Annotated in this window: 17 protein-coding genes and 1 tRNA gene; 10 read left to right on the top strand and 8 right to left on the bottom strand. The window is 70.4% G+C overall.

The annotated features are described in order from the left end of the window. Nucleotides 1–169 precede the first annotated feature (169 nt). Both H9L17_RS04495 and H9L17_RS04490 read left to right on the top strand, forming a co-directional pair. On the top strand, nt 170–718 hold the full coding sequence (locus tag H9L17_RS04495; protein WP_187571158.1) for a replication/maintenance protein RepL: 549 nt from the start codon (nt 170–172) through the stop codon (nt 716–718). A 122-nt stretch (nt 719–840) separates the two neighbouring features. After that, nucleotides 841–1,086, top strand: coding sequence for a hypothetical protein (locus H9L17_RS04490; RefSeq protein WP_187571157.1), 246 nt, complete (start codon nt 841–843; stop codon nt 1,084–1,086). A 35-nt stretch (nt 1,087–1,121) separates the two neighbouring features. On the opposite strand, the gene H9L17_RS04485 is transcribed toward H9L17_RS04490, so the two are convergent. The 3 genes from H9L17_RS04485 to H9L17_RS04475 all read right to left on the bottom strand — a co-directional run bounded on the left by H9L17_RS04485 (nt 1,122) and on the right by H9L17_RS04475 (nt 4,494). After that, nucleotides 1,122–2,426 (bottom strand): hypothetical protein, encoded by a 1,305-nt coding sequence (locus H9L17_RS04485; protein WP_187571156.1) that lies wholly within the window; start codon nt 2,424–2,426, stop codon nt 1,122–1,124. A gap of 306 nt (nt 2,427–2,732) precedes the next feature. Beyond that, nucleotides 2,733–4,322 (bottom strand): tyrosine-type recombinase/integrase, encoded by a 1,590-nt coding sequence (locus tag H9L17_RS04480; RefSeq protein WP_187571155.1) that lies wholly within the window; start codon nt 4,320–4,322, stop codon nt 2,733–2,735. Nucleotides 4,323–4,401: 79 nt separating this feature from the next. Continuing rightward, nucleotides 4,402–4,494 (bottom strand) — tRNA-Ser (locus H9L17_RS04475). Nucleotides 4,495–4,588: 94 nt separating this feature from the next. On the opposite strand from H9L17_RS04475, the gene dnaX reads away from it, so the two are divergent. The 4 genes from dnaX to H9L17_RS04455 all read left to right on the top strand — a co-directional run bounded on the left by dnaX (nt 4,589) and on the right by H9L17_RS04455 (nt 7,850). Continuing rightward, nucleotides 4,589–6,337, top strand: coding sequence for a DNA polymerase III subunit gamma/tau (gene dnaX / locus H9L17_RS04470; RefSeq protein ID WP_187571154.1), 1,749 nt, complete (start codon nt 4,589–4,591; stop codon nt 6,335–6,337). A 36-nt stretch (nt 6,338–6,373) separates the two neighbouring features. Then, nucleotides 6,374–6,694: a YbaB/EbfC family nucleoid-associated protein gene (locus tag H9L17_RS04465; RefSeq protein WP_187571153.1), complete on the top strand. Its 321-nt coding sequence runs from the start codon at nt 6,374–6,376 to the stop codon at nt 6,692–6,694. A 142-nt stretch (nt 6,695–6,836) separates the two neighbouring features. Next, nucleotides 6,837–7,436, top strand: coding sequence for a recombination mediator RecR (gene recR, locus H9L17_RS04460; RefSeq protein ID WP_187571152.1), 600 nt, complete (start codon nt 6,837–6,839; stop codon nt 7,434–7,436). 66 nt (nt 7,437–7,502) lie between these two features. Next, complete coding sequence (locus H9L17_RS04455; protein ID WP_187571151.1) at nt 7,503–7,850, top strand: histidine triad nucleotide-binding protein; 348 nt, start codon at nt 7,503–7,505, stop codon at nt 7,848–7,850. Nucleotides 7,851–8,024: 174 nt separating this feature from the next. Here the strand turns inward: H9L17_RS04455 and H9L17_RS04450 are convergent, their stop codons facing one another. Genes H9L17_RS04450 through H9L17_RS04440 form a run of 3 tightly spaced genes read right to left on the bottom strand, consistent with a single transcriptional unit; the run spans nt 8,025 to nt 11,889 of the window. Next, nucleotides 8,025–9,974, bottom strand: a complete 1,950-nt coding sequence (locus H9L17_RS04450; RefSeq protein ID WP_246455162.1) for a transglutaminase TgpA family protein — start codon at nt 9,972–9,974, stop codon at nt 8,025–8,027. Next, on the bottom strand, nt 9,967–10,914 hold the full coding sequence (locus H9L17_RS04445) for a DUF58 domain-containing protein (protein ID WP_187571854.1): 948 nt from the start codon (nt 10,912–10,914) through the stop codon (nt 9,967–9,969). The genes H9L17_RS04450 and H9L17_RS04445 overlap by 8 nt, the downstream gene beginning before the upstream one ends. Before the next feature lie 24 nt (nt 10,915–10,938). After that, nucleotides 10,939–11,889: an AAA family ATPase gene (locus H9L17_RS04440; protein ID WP_187571853.1), complete on the bottom strand. Its 951-nt coding sequence runs from the start codon at nt 11,887–11,889 to the stop codon at nt 10,939–10,941. Nucleotides 11,890–11,944: 55 nt separating this feature from the next. On the opposite strand from H9L17_RS04440, the gene H9L17_RS04435 reads away from it, so the two are divergent. Then, nucleotides 11,945–13,798 carry a glycosyltransferase family 39 protein gene (locus H9L17_RS04435; RefSeq protein ID WP_187571150.1) on the top strand — a complete coding sequence of 618 codons (1,854 nt, stop codon included), beginning with the start codon at nt 11,945–11,947 and terminating at the stop codon, nt 13,796–13,798. 3 nt (nt 13,799–13,801) lie between these two features. Further along, nucleotides 13,802–15,112, top strand: a complete 1,311-nt coding sequence (locus tag H9L17_RS04430; protein ID WP_187571149.1) for a hypothetical protein — start codon at nt 13,802–13,804, stop codon at nt 15,110–15,112. Nucleotides 15,113–15,116: 4 nt separating this feature from the next. Here H9L17_RS04430 and H9L17_RS04425 read toward each other — a convergent pair whose 3' ends face one another. Both H9L17_RS04425 and H9L17_RS04420 read right to left on the bottom strand, forming a co-directional pair. Beyond that, entirely contained in the window at nt 15,117–15,695 is a 579-nt protein-coding gene (locus H9L17_RS04425) for a Maf family protein (RefSeq protein WP_187571148.1), read from the bottom strand. Nucleotides 15,696–15,697: 2 nt separating this feature from the next. After that, nucleotides 15,698–16,063 carry a hypothetical protein gene (locus H9L17_RS04420; protein WP_187571147.1) on the bottom strand — a complete coding sequence of 122 codons (366 nt, stop codon included), beginning with the start codon at nt 16,061–16,063 and terminating at the stop codon, nt 15,698–15,700. 113 nt (nt 16,064–16,176) lie between these two features. Here H9L17_RS04420 and H9L17_RS04415 point away from each other — a divergent pair, with 113 nt between their 5' ends. Both H9L17_RS04415 and rpmF read left to right on the top strand, forming a co-directional pair. Then, on the top strand, nt 16,177–16,695 hold the full coding sequence (locus H9L17_RS04415) for a YceD family protein (RefSeq protein WP_187571146.1): 519 nt from the start codon (nt 16,177–16,179) through the stop codon (nt 16,693–16,695). 51 nt (nt 16,696–16,746) lie between these two features. Continuing rightward, entirely contained in the window at nt 16,747–16,941 is a 195-nt protein-coding gene (gene rpmF, locus H9L17_RS04410) for a 50S ribosomal protein L32 (RefSeq protein ID WP_187571145.1), read from the top strand. Nucleotides 16,942–16,994 lie beyond the last annotated feature (53 nt).

Raw genomic sequence — 16,994 nt, 5'->3', positions numbered from 1 at the left:
CAACCTCCAGAGGCTGACAGCCCGCAACCCCTGAAGGTTGACGGTCGAGGTTGTCGCGGTGTCGCGTTTGGGTTGCGCTTGTCGCTTGACAGGTTGCGCCTTTTTCATTGAATGCTTTAGGCGAGGTTGGCGGCTTGCCTTCCTTCGCACTTTCCCGCGAAGGAACCCCATGACATTCCAGACCCGAGTAGAAACCGTCCCCGCCGATGAAGTCCGCAACGAGTTGGACGCAGAGAGCGGCCTAACCGATGACGCGAAACAAGCCCTAGCAGGCGCAGCCGCTGCCGGTGGCGTGATCGAGAAGCGCACCACCTACCGCGAAACCTCACCCGTTGCCATCGAAAAGGGCGCAGCGTTTTGCCTTGCGTTTCTTGGCAACTTCCGCCAACTGCTTGACGCAGGCACCACCACTCACGAGATGAAAGTTGTTGCCTATGTCCTGGAGAGGATGGAATACGGCAACCTGGTCAGCTTGTCGCAAACGGCAATGGCTAACGATTTCGGCTGTTCCAGGCAGGCGATCTCCAAGCATTTCAAGTCTCTGGAAAAGCGCGGTTTTTTCGTCAGGAAAGACGGCCACCTGTTCGTCAACTCCACCATTTTTGCCAAGGGCCTGGCTACCCGCATGGACAAAGAGAGGCGGCAACACCTGACCGCCGCGCAGGACACGCGCGGCGGAAGGTTTGCGCCCACACTCAAGGCCAAAGACAAGCGCTAACGCCTCGGTGGCATCGATTTAGGCGCGGGCTTCCTGGTGTGGTGGGATGGAATGGCAAGCGCTCTGCGCTTGCGCCTTCGGCTTTGTCTGCTAGGAGTTATGTCCCCGCCTTGAGTACGACCATGCCCGACAACACCAAAGCCACTCACGCCGTCCTGCGCGCTCTGCTGGATGAAATGGCGAAATCACTAGCCGCGCCGAAAGCGCAGGAGCCGCCCGCGCCAGGCACACGCCGGACGCGCGTCAACGTAAAGGAGTTCAACAAAGGGCAGCAGGGGGAAAACTGGTGGAGCGACGGCGGCGATGAAGACGAGTTCATCGGCCTGCGCCCGCGTCCGAAACCTCGCGCTAGGCGTCGGCTTCGCTGATTACCAGCGACGACGCTCAAGGCGAAGGGTCGGGGCTAGAACCCCGGCGGCTTCGGCTTCGAGAAAGCCCGCGCCCCTGGCGCGGGTTGTTGTTTTGGAGCAGGCGGCGGGGGCGCGCTGCCGCGCGCCGGAAACCGCACCAGGGGCAGGCTACGGCTACGCCGATAGGCCGGGGATTTCTCGCGGATGAGATCGGCTTCTGTGGCGCTGGCCGCCCACAGGGGCGGCCGTCCGCCCCGGCGACTGCCGGCCCGCGTGCCGTAATACGCCAGGCTTTCGGTGGAGCGGTGGCCCATCACCTGGGCGGCGGCCTTGGCCGCCTCCCCTGGCTTCATGTAGGCGGCAGAAGCCGGCGAGCAGACCCACGCCTTGAGGTCAGACCCCAAGGCGTGGCGGAACGAGTAGCAAGACAGCCCATGACGCGCCAGGGCGCGGTTTAGGCTCCGGTAGTCCGCTTCCGTGGTCGCCAGTGTGAACGCGCCGCCCTGGGCCTCTGCGGCGGCCCGCAGGGCTGCCGCCGCCGACCCGGTGGTTTCCAGCACAAGCACGCGGCCATAGTGGCCGCGCTGATCGTCCACCTTCGCGCCCTTGATTTCCACCTGTAGCAGCGGGCGGCCGGCTTCGACGGTCGCCCGTACCCGGACGCCCGCCATCATCTCGGCTGGCCGCAAGCCCGTTAGGGCCAGGACGGCCAGCCGTTCGGCGTGGCGTTCGGCCAAGGCCTGCCCCCGTACCGGGGGGCCGCCCTTGGCTGCTGGGAACAGCAGGGCGGCCACGGCCAGATCTGGAGCCGGCGGAGTATCCCGCCGCCGGCTCTTGCTCTTGGGCCGCCTTCCCTGGGCGGCAAGGGCTTTGGCTTTGGCGGCCCAGTTCAGCCGCGTGCGGGGCTGGCAAAACCAGCCATCCAGGGCCACCGCCAAGCGGTGGGCCTCGGCAGTCATGCGCTGGGCGTTGTCCAGGTCGCCCGCTTTGCGGGCGCGCTCACTGGCCGCCCGCCAGCGCCGCACATCCTCGGCCATACAGAAGCGGCAGGCCGTCCGCAGTCTCTGCCAATGGGCCGGGGTAGCGGCCGCCTCCAGTGGCGACACCCCCCGCGCCCGTAGCCGGTCATAGTCGGCCCGATACTTCGCCAGCGTGTCCGCCTTGACTGGTCGCGCCGGGAAGTCGTCCAGGATCGCGCGGGTCTGCGTGTCGGCTTCCAGTGTCCAGGGCTTGCCTGACCGGGCGGTGGCTTGCTGGGCGGCCTGCTTCGCCTCGGCTAAGGGGCCGGCGTGCGCAGCCTCCCAGCCACCCGCCAGCCGCGCCCGTTCATACCTGGGCGGCGCGTCCTGCGCGGCCAACTCCGTTGACCGCGAGCGCCCGGAACTCTCGTCCCGGACGCGGGGGGCTGCGCCCCCGTTTTGCCTTTTCGGCACTCGCTCGCGCTCCTGCCTGGCAAAACTCCCCCCATTGTCGGACGCTAGCGCGCCCGACAATGGGGAGGAGCGGCGGCTCCGTTCAGGTTCGTTTTTTGCGCGCATGCCCCAGGGTAGGCAATGCGGGGGTGTCGGCTAGACCCTGTGGAACCTGTTTGCGCGAGTGGAAACGAAGAACGAAAAACGAAACTGAACGCCCCAGGCTGAGGCAGGGGCAGTGGCTTTCCCACCTTAGACCGTTGCCTTTTTCCGGCGTCCGCTTGTCGCCTGCTCCGGGGCCGCTCCAGCGGCCAGCAGAGGCCGCAGGCCGTCCAGGTCAATGACACCCTCGGCAGCCCAGTTCAGGGCCGGCAGGCAGGCGGCGGCCGTCGCTTTTAGAGGGGTCAGGCGTCGGCCTTTCTCATCGCGGTTGTAGGTGTCCATGTGGTCGCCGTCGAGCGTGCTCGGCTTTTCGCTGACCTCGTGGCCAACGAACAACTCGCGCCAGCCCTGGGCTACGCCTTTCGTGGTCATCCGCTGGATGACGGTCGCACGGAACGAGTGAAGGCCCATACGGCCCTTGCCGCGTGGGGCAATGCCCCACGCTTTCAGGGCCGCCAGAAACGCCTTTTGACTGGACGCGGCGGGGCCGTTCTGCGTCAGCAGGTTTCCAGGGAATAGCCGGGCTTCCCCGGCGGCCTTCCTGGCTTCCACCCGCTCCAGCAGACCCAGGGCCTGTAGGTCGGGATGGATTGGCACCAGGCGAATACTGGCCTCGGCTTTCAGGCTCTTGTCCTCGGCCAGTTCGTTGATGTCCAGAACGGGCACGCCCTCGTGTTCGTCCGGCCCCACGTCCACCAGTTCCAACCGGGCCAGTTCGTTTGACCTGGCCCCGGTGTAAAGCGCAAGGACGGCCATCCAGCGATCTTTTAGCGTCGGCAAGGCGGCGAACGCTTCGGGCGCGAACATCGCCCGTAGTTGCTCCACCTTGAACGCTTGGAAGCCTGTCCCGCGTCGGCTGGCTTTATCGGCCCGGGTCAGGCGGATATGACCCGCAGCCGGGTTGGCTTTGTCCTCGGGGTAGTAGCCGTGGGCGGTGGCCCAGGTAAAAAACCGCTTGAGGTAGGACTGGACGGACTGCGCGGACTTGCGCGACAGACCACCAGCCATGAGGTGGTCATAGAAGCCGCCGCAATCGCTCCGGCCCAGGGTGTAGAGCCGTGATCCAGGCTTGACCAGCACGGCGAAAGTGTCGCCGGTTTTCTTCAACTTGCCGAAAGTCTTTTTGCGGGCCGGCGTGGTGAAGTTTGGCCGCTCGGCATTGAGCCAGGCCGACACAGCCGCGCCCGTGCTGAAGGTTTTTACTCCAGGCGGTGGGCCAGGCGGGGGCGGAGTAGGCAAAGTCATGGAGGCCGGGCGCTGGCCCGGCGGGCCGAGAGGGCCGGCTCCGCCGTACAACTCGGCTAGGAACTTAGCCGCCTCTTTCGCGGCGGCCATATCGGCCGCCTTGTCGTCGGTGTCCGGGCCTTCGTGGTACGCGCCGGACGGATGTACCACCTTCCAATCCTTCGGCTTGCGTCCGCCAGTCAGGCCCAGCGCTTGCGCCAGTTCGTCATCGTCGTTTTTCCGCCACACCATGCCGGTCTTCTCCACGCGAGCAATGGCCGCATGGTAGGCCAGCAACAACGCGCCAGACCATGCCAGGGCTAGGCGCGGGTCATGCGTTCGCAGGCTGCGCCTGATCTCGCCGCGTCCGTCGAAGTGGCGGCGCAGGTGCTTGGGAACAACCAGACGGAAGGTGTAGCCGCTGGGGCGGAGAAGCAGATAGCGGGGCAGGCGCATGAATGTACCAATCCATGTACCAGGCCGTTTCTCTCCGAAAAACGGAAAAACCCCTGAAAATCAGGGGTTTTGTAGAAACTGGCGGAGAGAGGGGGATTCGAACCCCCGAAGCGCGGTTTAGACGCTTACACACTTTCCAGGCGTGCTCCTTCAACCACTCGGACACCTCTCCGGAACCGCGCATTCTAGCGGTGGCCCGGCGGTTCCACAACAGAACCCCGCCGGGCGGCTCCCGGCCGCGCGGCGGCGCATGCCACAATGGCGGCATGTCCTATCTCGTGCTCGCCCGCAAGTGGCGCCCCCGGCGTTTCGCCGAACTGGTCGGCCAGGAACACGTGGTGCGCGCGCTGACCAACGCGCTGGAAACCGGCCGCGTGCACCACGCCTTCCTGTTCACCGGCACGCGCGGCGTGGGCAAGACCACAATCGCCCGCATCTTCGCCAAGTCGCTGAACTGCGAGCGCGGCACCAGCGCCGATCCCTGCGGCGAGTGCGAGACCTGCAAGGCCATCGACGCCGGCCGCTACATCGACCTGCTGGAGATCGACGCCGCTTCCAACACCGGCGTGGACAACGTCCGCGAACTGATCGAGAACGCGCAGTACATGCCGTCGCGCGGGCGCTACAAGGTCTACCTGATCGACGAAGTGCACATGCTGTCGAAGGCGGCGTTCAACGCGCTGCTGAAGACGCTGGAAGAGCCGCCGGAGCACGTCAAGTTCCTGTTCGCCACCACCGATCCCGAGAAGCTGCTGGTGACGGTGTTGAGCCGCTGCCTGCAGTTCAACCTGAAGCGGCTGGACGAGGCGCAGATCCGCGGGCAGATCGCCAAGATCCTCGCCGCCGAGAACATCGAAGCCGACGAGGATGCGGTCGCCCAGTTGGCGAAGGCCGCCGACGGCAGCCTGCGCGATGGGCTGTCGCTGCTCGACCAGGCCATCGCCTACACAGGCGGCAGGCTCGACGGCGAAGCGGTGGCGGCGATGCTGGGCACGGTCGACCGCAGCCGCGTGCAGGCGCTGCTGGCCGCGCTGGCCGACGGCGACGGCGCGCGCCTGCTGGACGAAGCTGCGCAGCTGGCAGAGTTCTCGCCGGACTGGGCCAGCATCCTCGACGCGTTCGCGCAGGCGCTGCACCGCATCCAGGTGAAGCAGCTGGTGCCGGGCGTGGACGTGGGCAGCGACGCCATCGACGTGGAAACGCTGGCGACGCGGCTGCGGCCCGAGCTGGTGCAGCTCTGGTACCAGATGGCGCTGAACGGCCGCCGCGACCTCGGCTACGCGCCCAGCCCGCGCAGCGGCTTCGAGATGACCCTGCTGCGGATGCTGGCGTTCCGGCCCGATGCGCCGGGCGCGCAGGCGACGATGCCGCAGCCGCAACCTGCCACCGCGCACACCGCGTCGCAGTCCTCGCAGGCGCGCGCCGATGCCGCCGCGCGCGCGCGCGCGGCGATGGCCGAAGCGGCGCCGGCGTCGCCACAGGCTCCGCCGCCTGCGCCGGTTTCTGCGCCAATCGCTGCGCCGGTTTCCGCACCCGCGGAAATGCCGATTGCGCCGAAGCCGCGCGTGGCGGACGTCGCGCCCGCGGGCCATGCCTACGCGTCCGCGGCCAGCACGATGCTGGTCACCGACACCGAGCACTGGCTGGAGCTGGTCGCGCGCTGCGGCCTGCGCGGCCCGGCCAAGCTGCTGGCGGAGAACGCCGCCTTCTTGGCGCATGGCGACGGCGTGCTGAAACTGTCGCTGGCGCCGGAGCAGGAACATCTGAAGTCGCCCAGCCTGGTGCTGCAGCTGTGCGACGCCATCGGCCGCCAGCTCGGCGGCGACGTGCAGGTGCGCTTCGAGATCGGCCAGCCGCGCGGCGAAACCGCCAACGTGCGCAACGCGCGCGAGCGCGACGCCCGCCAGTCGGATGCCGAGAGCGGCTTCGCCGCCGATCCCGCCATCCAGCGGCTGGTGCAGGCGCACGGCGCGCAGATCGTGCCGGATTCGATCCGCCCGCTCGACCGCTCCTGATTCACTCCCAAACCATCGCGACTACGGAAGAACGACATGCGTGGAAACATCGCCCAACTGATGCAGCAGGCGCAGAAGATGCAGGAAAACATGCAGCGCGCGCAGGACGAGGTGGCGGCGCTGGAAATGACCGGCAACGCCGGCGGCGGCATGGTCAGCGTGACCCTGGGCGGCCGCATGGACTGCCGCAAGGTGCGCATCGACCCGGCCGCGCTGGCCGACCCGGAGATGGCCGAGGATCTGATCGCCGCCGCGTTCAACGACGCGGTCAACAAGATCAACGCCGCCTCGCAGGAAAAGATGGCCGCGGCCACCGCCGGCATGCCGCTGCCGCCGGGGATGAAGCTGCCGTTCTGAGTCTTTGCCGTCATTCCCGTGAAAGCGGGAATCCAGCGTCTTAAGCGATTTCGGGATTGATGTCGGAAGAAAGTCCCTGGATGCGACAGGCATTCGTCTGTCAGAAGTAGCCCGCCTTCGCGGGAATGACGATCAAGAACACATGACTGTCTCCCTCCTCGAACAACTCATCGACGCCCTGCGCGTGTTGCCCGGCGTGGGCCAGAAATCCGCGCAGCGGATGGCCTACCACCTGCTGGAGCGCCAGCGCGACGGCGGCCGGCGGCTGGCCGATGCGCTGGCGGAGTCGATGGAGCGCATCGGCCACTGCAAGCGCTGCCGCGACTTCAGCGAGACCGAGCTGTGTCCCACCTGCGCCAGCAGCGCGCGCGACGCGCAGCTGCTGTGCGCGGTGGAAACGCCGGCCGACCGGCTCGCCATCGAGCAGGCCACCGGCTTCCGCGGCCTGTACTTCGTGCTGCAAGGGCGGCTCAGCCCACTGGACGGCATCGGCCCGCGCGAGCTGGGCCTCGACCTGCTCGCGCAGCGGCTGGAGGAAGGCGAGGTGCGCGAGCTGATCGTCGCCACCAATCCCACCGTGGAAGGCGAGGCGACGGCGCACTACCTGGCGCAGCTGGCGCGCGCGCGCGGCGTGCAGCCCAGCCGGTTGGCGCACGGCCTGCCGCTGGGCGGCGAGCTGGAATACGTGGACCGCGGCACGCTGTCGCACGCGTTCGGCAGCCGCGTCGAAATCCGGGAGTGAGTGGGACGGTGTGAACCGGCCGTTGCCCTACACTCGGCGCTGGTTCCTTCCGACCGCGCCTCGCCCATGTCCGACACCATCTTCCACAAGATCATCCGCCGCGAAATCCCCGCCGACATCGTCCACGAGGACGAGCACCTGATCGCGTTCCGCGACATCGCCCCGCAGGCGCCGGTGCACGTGCTGTTCGTGCCGAAACAGGATTTCGCCACGCTCAACGACGTGAACGAGGACGCCGCCGTCGTGGTCGGCCGTCTTGCCACCGCCGCCGCGCGCTACGCGAAACAGGAGGGGTTCGCGGAGAACGGCTATCGCATCGTCATGAACTGCAACGGCGACGCCGGGCAGACCGTGTTCCAGATCCATCTGCACCTGCTGGCCGGCGCGCCGCTGGGGCGATTCGGCACGCCCTGAGCCACATGACGGCCTTGCGCGTCCAAGGCCATTGAGCGCGGATCGGCACGGATTCAAGAGCGTTTGATCCGCTTTTTTCGCGTCGATCCGCGTCAGAAAACAAGGACGCGCACGCGGCGGGCATCCGCCTCCGGCGATAGGCCTTGAGGCGTGTCGCCTGCGCACGCATGCACATCACGGGCGATGCCGCCGCAGGTCGCGCACCAGTTCGCGCAGCGCTTCGCGTGAAGCGATCGGCGCATAGCGTGCATCGGAGACGCGCCGCGCCAGCGCCGCCAGATGTTCGCCGGCGCGCGGCCGGTCGGCGGCTACGCGCGCGGCCCAGCGTTGCGCGGCCTCGTGCGGCGCGCGGCCGCGCCCCAGCCTGCGATAGCGCGCTTCCAGCGCATGCCAGGCGCGCAGCAGCGGATCGCGCTGGCGCTCGCCGCGCGCGATCAGCCAGGCCATCCATGCCAGCGCGAGCGCGGCGATGGCGCCGAACAGCGCCGCCAGCGCACTCGCGCCCAGCTTGTCCAAGCCCAGCGGTTTGAGCAGGCTTTGCTGGCGCTGCGCGTTGAAGCCCAGCACGAAGTCGTTCCAGCCGCGCCGCAGCCAGTCGCCGGCGTTGAACACCGGCACCAGCGCGTCGAGCCCGGCGATGCGGCCCGGCTGGCGGTCGGCGATGGTGTCGTACACGCGCTCGGGCGCGACCGCCGCGGTGGGATCGACGCGCACCCAGCCGCGCGCCGGCAGCCACACTTCCGCCCATGCGTGCGCGTCGGACTTGCGCACCAGCCAGTAGCCGCCGATCGGGTTGCGGTACGCGCCGGCGTAGCCGGTGACCACGCGCGCGGGGATGCCGGAGGCGCGCATCAGCACCACGAAGGCGGAGCTGAAGTGCTCGCAATAGCCTTCCTTGCGGTCGAACAGGAAATCGTCGACCTCGTTGCGGCCGGCCGGCGGCACGTTGAGGGTGTAGGCGAAATCGCGGCGGATCATCGCCAGCGCGCGCTCGGCGATGGCGGCGTCGGCGCGGCCTCGCGCAGCGCTGCCGGCCTCGCGCCGCCACTGCCTGCCCAGCGCGACGGTGCGCGGGTTGTAGCCCGGCGGCAGCGCCAGCGCGCGGGCGCGCAGCGGCGGCGGCAGGTCGGCCTCGAACGAGACCGGCGGCGCGGAACGCATGCGCCAACGCGAGACGTTGTACTGCGCGGCGGTCGCCCACGGCGTGTAGTCGCGGCTGGCGTAGGCGCCGTCGGGCAGCTGCGTGGGCAAGTCGAGCGCAATGAGCTGGCTGTTCTCGGTGGGTTCGAGATCGATGCGGTAGTCCCAGCCCGCGCCCGCGGATTGCATCGGCGCGGCGGGGTAGCGTTGCAGGTCGTGCGCCTGCCGCCAGGTGCGGCCGTCGAAATCCCACAGCACCGGGCCGCGCCAGTACATCTGCTGCGGCGCGGGCGTCGCGCCGAAGAACTGCACGCGCGCGGCGGGGCTGTCGTCCAGCAGCAGGTCGAACATGCCGCCGGGCGTCATCGTGTCGGACAGGCCGGGCGTGGCGATGGAGCGCTGCGGCAGGCCCCACAGCGGCGTGGGCAGGCGCGGGAACAGCCAGAACGCCGCCAGTGCCAGCGGCAGGCCGAGCGCGAACAGGCGCACGACGCCTACGGTCGCGCCGCGTGCGGACACCTGCGCCACTTCGCCCTCGTCGGCGGCAAGGCGTTGCAAGGCGAGCAGCGCCAGCAGCACCGCCGCCAGCGCCAGCAGCAGGCTGATCGGCCCCTGGTCGAGCAGGAAGGTGGCGAACGGCGCGAACAGGCCGAAGCCGACCAGGCTGCGGCCGTCGCGCAGGGTGGAGGTTTCGGCGGGCTTCAGCGCAAGCATCGCGGCGAGCACCGCGCAGGCGGTGTCGCGGCCGATGCCGGGCGCGACCAGCGCCACCGCCAGCAGCGCGCAGCCGCCCAGCATCAGGCGCAGCAGGGCCGGCATCGGCCTGCGCCACGATGCCGCGATCACCGCCAGCGCGCCGAGGCCGAAGCCGATGCCCAGCGACGCCGGCAGTTGCAGCAGCAGCGGCAGCAGGCAGGCCGCCGCCGCAAGCTGGACCTGCACGCGCGCGGCGCGGCCCATCTGCGGCGAATGCGCGTCAGCCATCGGCCTGCTCCAACGGGGATGCATCCTGCGGCAGCAGCGCCAGCGCGCGCAGGCAGCGGTGCCGGTGCGATGCGCCCTGGTCGCCCGCGATCACTGGTTGCGCCGGCAGTTGCAGTGCGTAGCGGCGGCCCTCGCGTTCGGCGTCGTCGATCCAGCGCGCCAGCCGGCGGATGCGCTGTTCGTAGGGCAGGCCGGCGGTGTGCTGCCAGTCCAGCAGCAGTTCGCCGCCGCGCTGCTGCTCGTAGTCGCGCACCAGCAGGTTGTCGTGGCGGGCCGAGGCTTTCCACGCCACCGAGCGCGGTGCGTCGCCCGGACGATAGGCGCGCAGATGGTGCGGCTCGTCGCCCGCGCGCGCGGCCTGCGGATGGCCCTGCTCGCCGGCGGGCACCGGCAGCGGCGGCGCCTGCGCTTCCGGCGCGGGATAGACCAGCAGCGACTGCGCCGGCCACGCGTAGGCCCAGGCGCGCGCCAGCCCCAACGGCTGCACGGTGGACAGCTCCAGCTTCGGCACCGGCATCAGGCCGCGCCGCGCGGTGGGCAGGCGCAGTTCGGCGGTGGTGCCGCGCGGGTCCAGCGCGACGTGCGCGGCGTGTTCCTCATGCGCGATGCGCAGGCCGCGACGTTGGCGCGCGTCGTCGGCCGCCAGCGCGATGCGCAGATGCAAGGCTTCGCCGGCGGCCACCGGCTCGGCCGCCACCGCGTCGATGCGCAGCCCGGACAGCTGCATGTGCGCGGCGATCAGGCTGGCCAGCGCCGCGCCGGCCAGCAGCAGCGCCAGCAGCAGCGCCGGATTGTTGTTGAAGTTCAGCGCGCCCAGCAGCATCGTGCCGAGCAGCAGGCCGAAGAACAGGCCGCTGGCGGTCGGCAGCACGTAGATGCGGTGGCGGTCCAGCCGCGCAGGCAACGCCTCCAGCGCGCGCGGACGCGTCAACGCGCGGATGCGCCTGCGCAGCGCCGCGAACACTCAGTCCACCGCGACCGCGTGCAGGATCGCCTTCGCCAGGCCGGCGGCGGAGGCGTCGGCGTCCGCCACCAGTCGGTGTTCTGCGACCGCCGGGAACAGCGCCTGCACGTCCTCGGGAATCACGTGGCCGCGCCCCAGCAGCAGCGCGTGCGCCCGCGCCGCGCGCAGCAGCGCCAGCCCGGCGCGCGGCGACAGCCCCACACGCACGCCCGGCTGCTTGCGGCTGCGCGCGATCAGCGCCTGCACGTAGTCCAGCAGCGCATCGCTGGCGTGCACGTCCAGCACCGCCCGGCGCAGCGCGAGGATGCGCGGCGCGTCCAGCAGCGGCGCGACGCCCGCGATCAGGTCGCGGCGGTCGGCGCCGGCCAGCAGCGCGCGTTCCGCCGCCTCGTCGGGATAGCCCAGCGCCAGCCGCAGCAGGAAGCGGTCGAGCTGCGAATCCGGCAGCGGGTAGGTGCCGGACAGGTCCACCGGGTTCTGCGTGGCGATGACCAGGAACGGATCGGGCAGGGCGCGGGTCTGGCCGTCGAGGCTGATCTGGTGCTCCGCCATCGCCTCCAGCAGCGCGCTCTGGGTGCGCGGCGGCGCGCGGTTGATCTCGTCGGCCAGCAGCACGTGGGTGAACACCGGGCCGGGATGGAACTCGAAGCGCCGCGCCTGCGCCTCGTACACCGACACGCCGAGGATGTCCGAAGGCAGCAGGTCGGAGGTGAACTGCACGCGCGCGAAGTCCAGCCCCAGCGTCGCCGCCAGCGCGTGCGCCAGCGTGGTCTTGCCGAGGCCGGGCAGATCCTCGATCAGCAGGTGCCCGCCGGCCAGCAGGGCCACGAAGGCCAGCCGCACCTGCGCGGGCTTGCCCAGCACCAGCGTGTTCACCTGCGCCTGCGCCTCGCGCAGGGCCTGTTTCAGTGCATCGGGTAGCATTTGCGCCGGTGCCGAGGTCGCGGACATGTCGTTGGGCATGGATTCTCGGGAAGTGCAGCGAGTGTAGCGAGGACGCCCGGACATGCGGGATGCAGGGAACGCGGAAGCGGCGCGGTCGGCCCGGCGAGGGTTCGTCGGCACGTGGCTGCTGCTGTGTGCGCTCAAGCTGGCGCTGGCGGCGCAGGTGCCGCTGTTCGTCGACGAAGCCTTCTACTGGCAGGAAGGCCAGCATCTGGCCTGGGCCTATTCCGACCTGCCGGGGCTGACCGCCTGGCTGGCGCGGCTGGGCGTGGCAGTGTTCGGCCAGCACGAGCTCGGCCTGCGGATGCCGTTCCTGCTCATCGGCGCGCTGGTGCCGTGGCTGCTGGTGCGGATGACCGCGCGCGAAATCGACGCCAAGGCCGGCTATCGCGCCGGCCTGCTGGCTCTGCTGCTGCCGCTGGCCGGCACGCTGGGCGTGCTGGCGCTGCCCGACGTGCCGCTGCTGCTGGCGACGCTGCTGTGCCTGGACGCCGGCCTGCGCCTGCTGCGTCGGGTGAGCGGCGTCGCCGCGCTGGAACTGGCGCTCGGGCTGGCGATGGGCGGGCTCACGCACTATCGCTTCGCGGCGGTGATCGCGGTCGGCTTCGCGGTGCTGCTGATGCTGCGCGAGGGACGCGGCGCGCTGCGCGACTGGCGCGTGTGGGTGGCCGTCGCCGTCGGCGCGCTGGCCTGGCTGCCGCTGCTGCTGTGGAACCTGCACAACGCCGACGCCGGCCTGCGCTTCCAGCTGGTGGATCGGCACCCGTGGCAGTTCGGCAGCGCCGGCATCGAACTGGGCCTGATGCAGCTGATGACCGCCACGCCGCTGCTGCTGGCGGCGATGGCCGTGGCCGCATGGCGCGGCCTGCGCGATCCGCGCCCGGCGGCGCGCTGGCTGGCGCTGTGCGGCGCGCTGATCGTGCTGGGCTTCCTCGCGCTGGGCTTCTTCGCCGACCGCGAGCGGATCAGCTTCCACTGGCCGCTGCCCGGCTTCGTCGCGCTGCTGCCGCTGGTGCCGGCGGTGCTGGCGGGCTGGCCGCGCTTCTGGCGCATCGCCACGCTGGCGACCACCGCGCTGGGGCTGGCGGGTATGCTCGGCTACTTCGCGCTCGCCACCACGTCCGGGGAAGGCCAGCGCGGAAGCAACGACATGCTGTATCCGGCCAACTTCGCCGGCTGGACGGAGCTGGACGAAGCGGTGCGCACGCGGCTCGCGTCGATGCCGCCGGACACCCGGCTGCTGGCCGGCGATTTCAAGATCGCTTCGGAGCTCGGCTTCGCGCGCGGCGACGCCGACATCCCCGCGCTCGACCACACCTTGAACCACAAGCACGGGCGCGCGCCGCAGCTGGCGCTGTGGGGCTTGCAGAGCGACGGTTCGCGCAGCGCGCCGACCCTGTTGGTGGTCGCGACCCACCACATCAACCTGCGCGAACAGGTGGCCTACTTCCAGCACCTGTGCGGCTTGGTGGGCACGCTGCCGCCGCCGCAGGTGCTGAACGTGCGCCACGGCCGCCAGCGCTTTTTGCTGTTCGCGCTGCCGGCCAGCCGTGACGATGCGGCCTGCGTCGCACCGGCGGTGTCGCATGTCGATGCACCCGAAGCCGGCGCGCGGATCGGCAGGCGGTTCGAGGTCGCCGCGTGGGCGGTCAAGGACACCGTCGGCGTGCGCAAGGTCGAGGTGCTGCTGGACGGCCGCGCGGTCGCCACCGCGCGGCGGGATGGCGAGAACGGATGGATCGTCGATACGTTCCTGCAAGGCCGCTCGCGCGACCCGGCCGTTCCCGCCATCCGCTTCGTCGCCGACGTGGACGCCTCCGGGCTGCCGGCGGGCCTGCACTGGCTCGGCCTGCGGATCACCGGCGGCGACGGGGCGGTCGAGGACAGCGTCGAGCAGCCCGTCGAGCTGCGTTGACCGATGGCCGCGCGCATCGCCACGCCCCCGTCGCCGATTCCCGCCTGGGCGCTGCCGCTGGCGCTGTGCGCACTGCTGGCCGCCACCCTGTGGCTGCATCTGCCGCTGATGCTGTGGGATCACATCGACCTGGTGCCGATCATTGATGCCTGGCGGCACGGCGAACTGGCCGCCTCGCAGTTCTGGCGCCTCCACGACGGCAGCCACTTCCATTCCGCCGCCTATGCGGTGCTGCTCGCCACGACCTGGCTGTCGGGCGGGCGGCCGTGGCTGGACTGCGTGGCCGGATGGGCGTTCTACGCGCTGCTGGCGTGGACGCTGTGGCGCATCGTCGCCAACGGCTGGCGCGGCGCGCAGGTGGGGCGCGGCTGGTGGTGGGCGATGCTGCTGCTGATCGTCCATCCCGGCCACTTGGCGAACCTGCAATGGGGCTGGCAGGTGGCGGTGTTCATCAGCCTGCTGGGCGCGGTCGCACCGATCCGTTTCCTGACGCTCGAGCGGCCCACGCATGCGTTGAATTTCGCCGGCGTGCTGCTGGCGGTGGTCGGCGTGCTGGGCTTCTCCACCACGCTGGCGGCCTTCCCGGTGGCGCTTGCGTTGATCGGAACGCGCGGCGAATGGCCGTGGTCGCGACGCTTCGCGTTCGCCCTGCCTTGGCTGCTGGCCGGCGGCGGCATGGTTGCGTGGCTGCTGGCGGCGCGCGGGCCATCCGCGCCCTTGCCCGACGCCGGCGTGGTGGCGCTGTATTCGCTCAACTATCTCGGCGGCGGCGTGCTGCGCTTCGCCGAGAAGCTCGCGCCGTGGTGGACGCTGCTCGCCCTGCTGATGGCGGTGCCGGCGACGCTGCGCTGCCGGCATCGCCCGCAGGTGCGGCCATGGCTGGCGTTGATGGCGTTCGCGCTGGGCTGCGCGCTGCTCACCGCGCTGGGCCGCGCCGGCACGTTCGGCGCCGAGCACGCCTTCGTGACCCGCTACGCCAGTTTCTCGCTGCCGTTCTGGATCGGCTGGCTGGGGCTGATGGTGCTGGCGTGGCGCGATGACGGCACGACGTGGCGGCGCTGGGTGCGTCCGCTGCTGGTCGCCACGGTGGCATTCGCGACCATCAACGGCCTGCATCTGGGCAAGAAGGCGTGGAGCGCGCACCAGCGCGCGGTCGGCTATGCTGGGCAGATCCGCGCGCAATACCCGCGGCTGGACGATGCTTTGATGGAACAGGCCTACGGCGACCGGGCCGCTGTCGCGCGGCAGCGTCTGGCCCTGCTCAAGCGCTGGGGCTTCGCACCGTTCGACCGTGATGCCGCGGACAACGACTAAACGACTAAGGCAACGCGAATCCCGCCTGCCGCAGCAAAGCGCAGGTCGCGATCAGCGGCAATCCGATCAGCGCGGTCGGGTCGCGGTTGTCGATCGCCTCGAACAGGGCGATGCCCAGCCCTTCCGACTTGAAGCTGCCGGCGCAGTCGAACGGCTGTTCGGCATCGACGTAGCGTTCGATCTCGGCGTCGGTCAGCGTGCGGAACCGCACTTCGGTCAAGTCGATGGCGGCCAGCGCGCGGCCGTCCGGATGGGCCAGACAGAGCGCGGTATGGAACCGCACCGCGCCGCCGGACATCGCGCGCAGCTGGGCGATGGCGGCCTCGCGGTGGCCCGGCTTGCCGAGCGCGCGGCCGGCGAGATCCGCCACCTGGTCGGAGCCCAGCGCCCAGCCGTCGCCGTCCAGCACGCGTGCGACCGCACGCGCCTTGGCCTCGGCCAAGCGGACGGCCAGCGCCTGCGGGGGTTCGCCCGGCAGCGCGGTTTCGTCCACCTCGGGTCGGGCGACATCGAACGGCAGCCGCAGCCGCTCCAGCAATTCGCGCCGGTAGCGCGAGGTCGAGGCCAGCACCAGCCGCGGCATGGTCAGGCCGCTCCGGTGCGGGCGCGGTCCACCCGCTGCAGCTGCCGTTCGATGCTGGCGCGGGCCGCGTCCAGCGCGTCGCGCACGCCGTGCAGCTGTGCCAGGCTCGCGGTCTGCGCGTTGTCCTGCAGCCACAGCCGCTGCCGCAGCAGGTCCTGCATCGCCGCGCGCACCGGATTCTCCTCGCTGCCGGCGACCGCCTCGATCTCGGCCCGCGCCGCGCGCAGGCGGGCTTCCAGCGCGTCGGCGGCGTCCAGCAGCTGCGAGATCGCCTGCTGCCGCTGCAGGCTGCCGCGGCGCAGGCGGAAGGCCAGCCAGAACGCGAAGCCGGCGAGCGCGACGACGATGATGGGCAGGGCGATGTCCATCCGCGCAGTCTGCGCGAGGCGGGCGGGGGCCGCAAACCGGCGGCCGGCGCGCGGTTCGCGGACTGGCGGGGGATTTGACAGCATCGGCAGCGACGCGTAGCATTTTGCGGCTTATGTCCGAACAGCCGACAAGCCGGGTTCCAGAAGTCTTGGACGTCTGGCGCATGGTCGCGGCGCGGCGCGAGTTCGAAGGCCGGGTTCCGCTGGCGTCGATGACCCGCCTGCAAGGCAGCCTGCTCGATGCCGAAGGCGAGGCCCGCTACACGCTGGCCTTCGACACCGACGCGCTGCGGGTGCCGTTCGCCGAACTGCGGATCGAGGCGGAGCTGCCGCTGGAATGCCAGCGCAGCCTGCAGCGGTTCCTGCTGCCGGTGCGGCTGGTGCAGCGGCTGGGCCTGATCCGCGACGAGGCCGACGAAGCGGCCCTGCCGCCGGACTACGAGGCCCTGCTGGTGGCCGACGACGGCATGCTCCGTCCGGCCGAGCTGGTGGAGGACGAACTGATTCTGGCGTTGCCGGTGGTGCCGGTGTCGCCCGATGCCGAAACGGTCGAGCGCGACTTCGCGCCCACCGTGGAGGAAACCGCCCAGGCCAACCCGTTCGCGGCGTTGTCGGGGTGGAAGAAGGAATAGTGCGATAATCGCCGCATCGCGCGTCACAAACGTTTTTCTTGGAGTTGTCCCATGGCCGTCCAGAAGTCCCGTGTTTCCCCGTCCCGCCGCGGCCAGCGCCGCGCCCATGACGCCCTGTCCGCCAAGCAGCTGGCCACCGATCCGACCAGCGGCGAGACCCATCTGCGCCACCACGTGACCGCCGACGGCTACTACCGCGGCAAGCAGGTCGTCGCGCCGAAGACCAAGGTCGTCGACGAGGAGTGATCGCCGGCCGCAAGGCCGCCGACCCGCACGACGCCCGGCCGCGCCATCAGGCG

It is taken from the genome of Thermomonas brevis, assembly GCF_014395425.1.
Taxonomy (GTDB): domain Bacteria; phylum Pseudomonadota; class Gammaproteobacteria; order Xanthomonadales; family Xanthomonadaceae; genus Thermomonas; species Thermomonas brevis.
This window is presented reverse-complemented; position numbering and strand designations above follow the sequence as displayed.

What these genes read in the sequence shown, in the direction of transcription:
- H9L17_RS04495 (WP_187571158.1), top strand. Translation starts at nt 170, where the DNA reads ATGACATTCCAGACCCGAGTAGAAACCGTCCCCGCCGATGAAGTCCGC.
- H9L17_RS04490 (WP_187571157.1), top strand. Translation starts at nt 841, where the DNA reads ATGCCCGACAACACCAAAGCCACTCACGCCGTCCTGCGCGCTCTGCTG.
- H9L17_RS04480 (WP_187571155.1), bottom strand. Translation starts at nt 4,322, where the DNA reads ATGCGCCTGCCCCGCTATCTGCTTCTCCGCCCCAGCGGCTACACCTTC.
- dnaX (WP_187571154.1), top strand. Translation starts at nt 4,589, where the DNA reads ATGTCCTATCTCGTGCTCGCCCGCAAGTGGCGCCCCCGGCGTTTCGCC.
- H9L17_RS04465 (WP_187571153.1), top strand. Translation starts at nt 6,374, where the DNA reads ATGCGTGGAAACATCGCCCAACTGATGCAGCAGGCGCAGAAGATGCAG.
- recR (WP_187571152.1), top strand. Translation starts at nt 6,837, where the DNA reads ATGACTGTCTCCCTCCTCGAACAACTCATCGACGCCCTGCGCGTGTTG.
- H9L17_RS04455 (WP_187571151.1), top strand. Translation starts at nt 7,503, where the DNA reads ATGTCCGACACCATCTTCCACAAGATCATCCGCCGCGAAATCCCCGCC.
- H9L17_RS04450 (WP_246455162.1), bottom strand. Translation starts at nt 9,974, where the DNA reads ATGGCTGACGCGCATTCGCCGCAGATGGGCCGCGCCGCGCGCGTGCAG.
- H9L17_RS04440 (WP_187571853.1), bottom strand. Translation starts at nt 11,889, where the DNA reads ATGTCCGCGACCTCGGCACCGGCGCAAATGCTACCCGATGCACTGAAA.
- H9L17_RS04435 (WP_187571150.1), top strand. Translation starts at nt 11,945, where the DNA reads ATGCGGGATGCAGGGAACGCGGAAGCGGCGCGGTCGGCCCGGCGAGGG.
- H9L17_RS04430 (WP_187571149.1), top strand. Translation starts at nt 13,802, where the DNA reads ATGGCCGCGCGCATCGCCACGCCCCCGTCGCCGATTCCCGCCTGGGCG.
- H9L17_RS04425 (WP_187571148.1), bottom strand. Translation starts at nt 15,695, where the DNA reads ATGCCGCGGCTGGTGCTGGCCTCGACCTCGCGCTACCGGCGCGAATTG.
- H9L17_RS04420 (WP_187571147.1), bottom strand. Translation starts at nt 16,063, where the DNA reads ATGGACATCGCCCTGCCCATCATCGTCGTCGCGCTCGCCGGCTTCGCG.
- H9L17_RS04415 (WP_187571146.1), top strand. Translation starts at nt 16,177, where the DNA reads ATGTCCGAACAGCCGACAAGCCGGGTTCCAGAAGTCTTGGACGTCTGG.
- rpmF (WP_187571145.1), top strand. Translation starts at nt 16,747, where the DNA reads ATGGCCGTCCAGAAGTCCCGTGTTTCCCCGTCCCGCCGCGGCCAGCGC.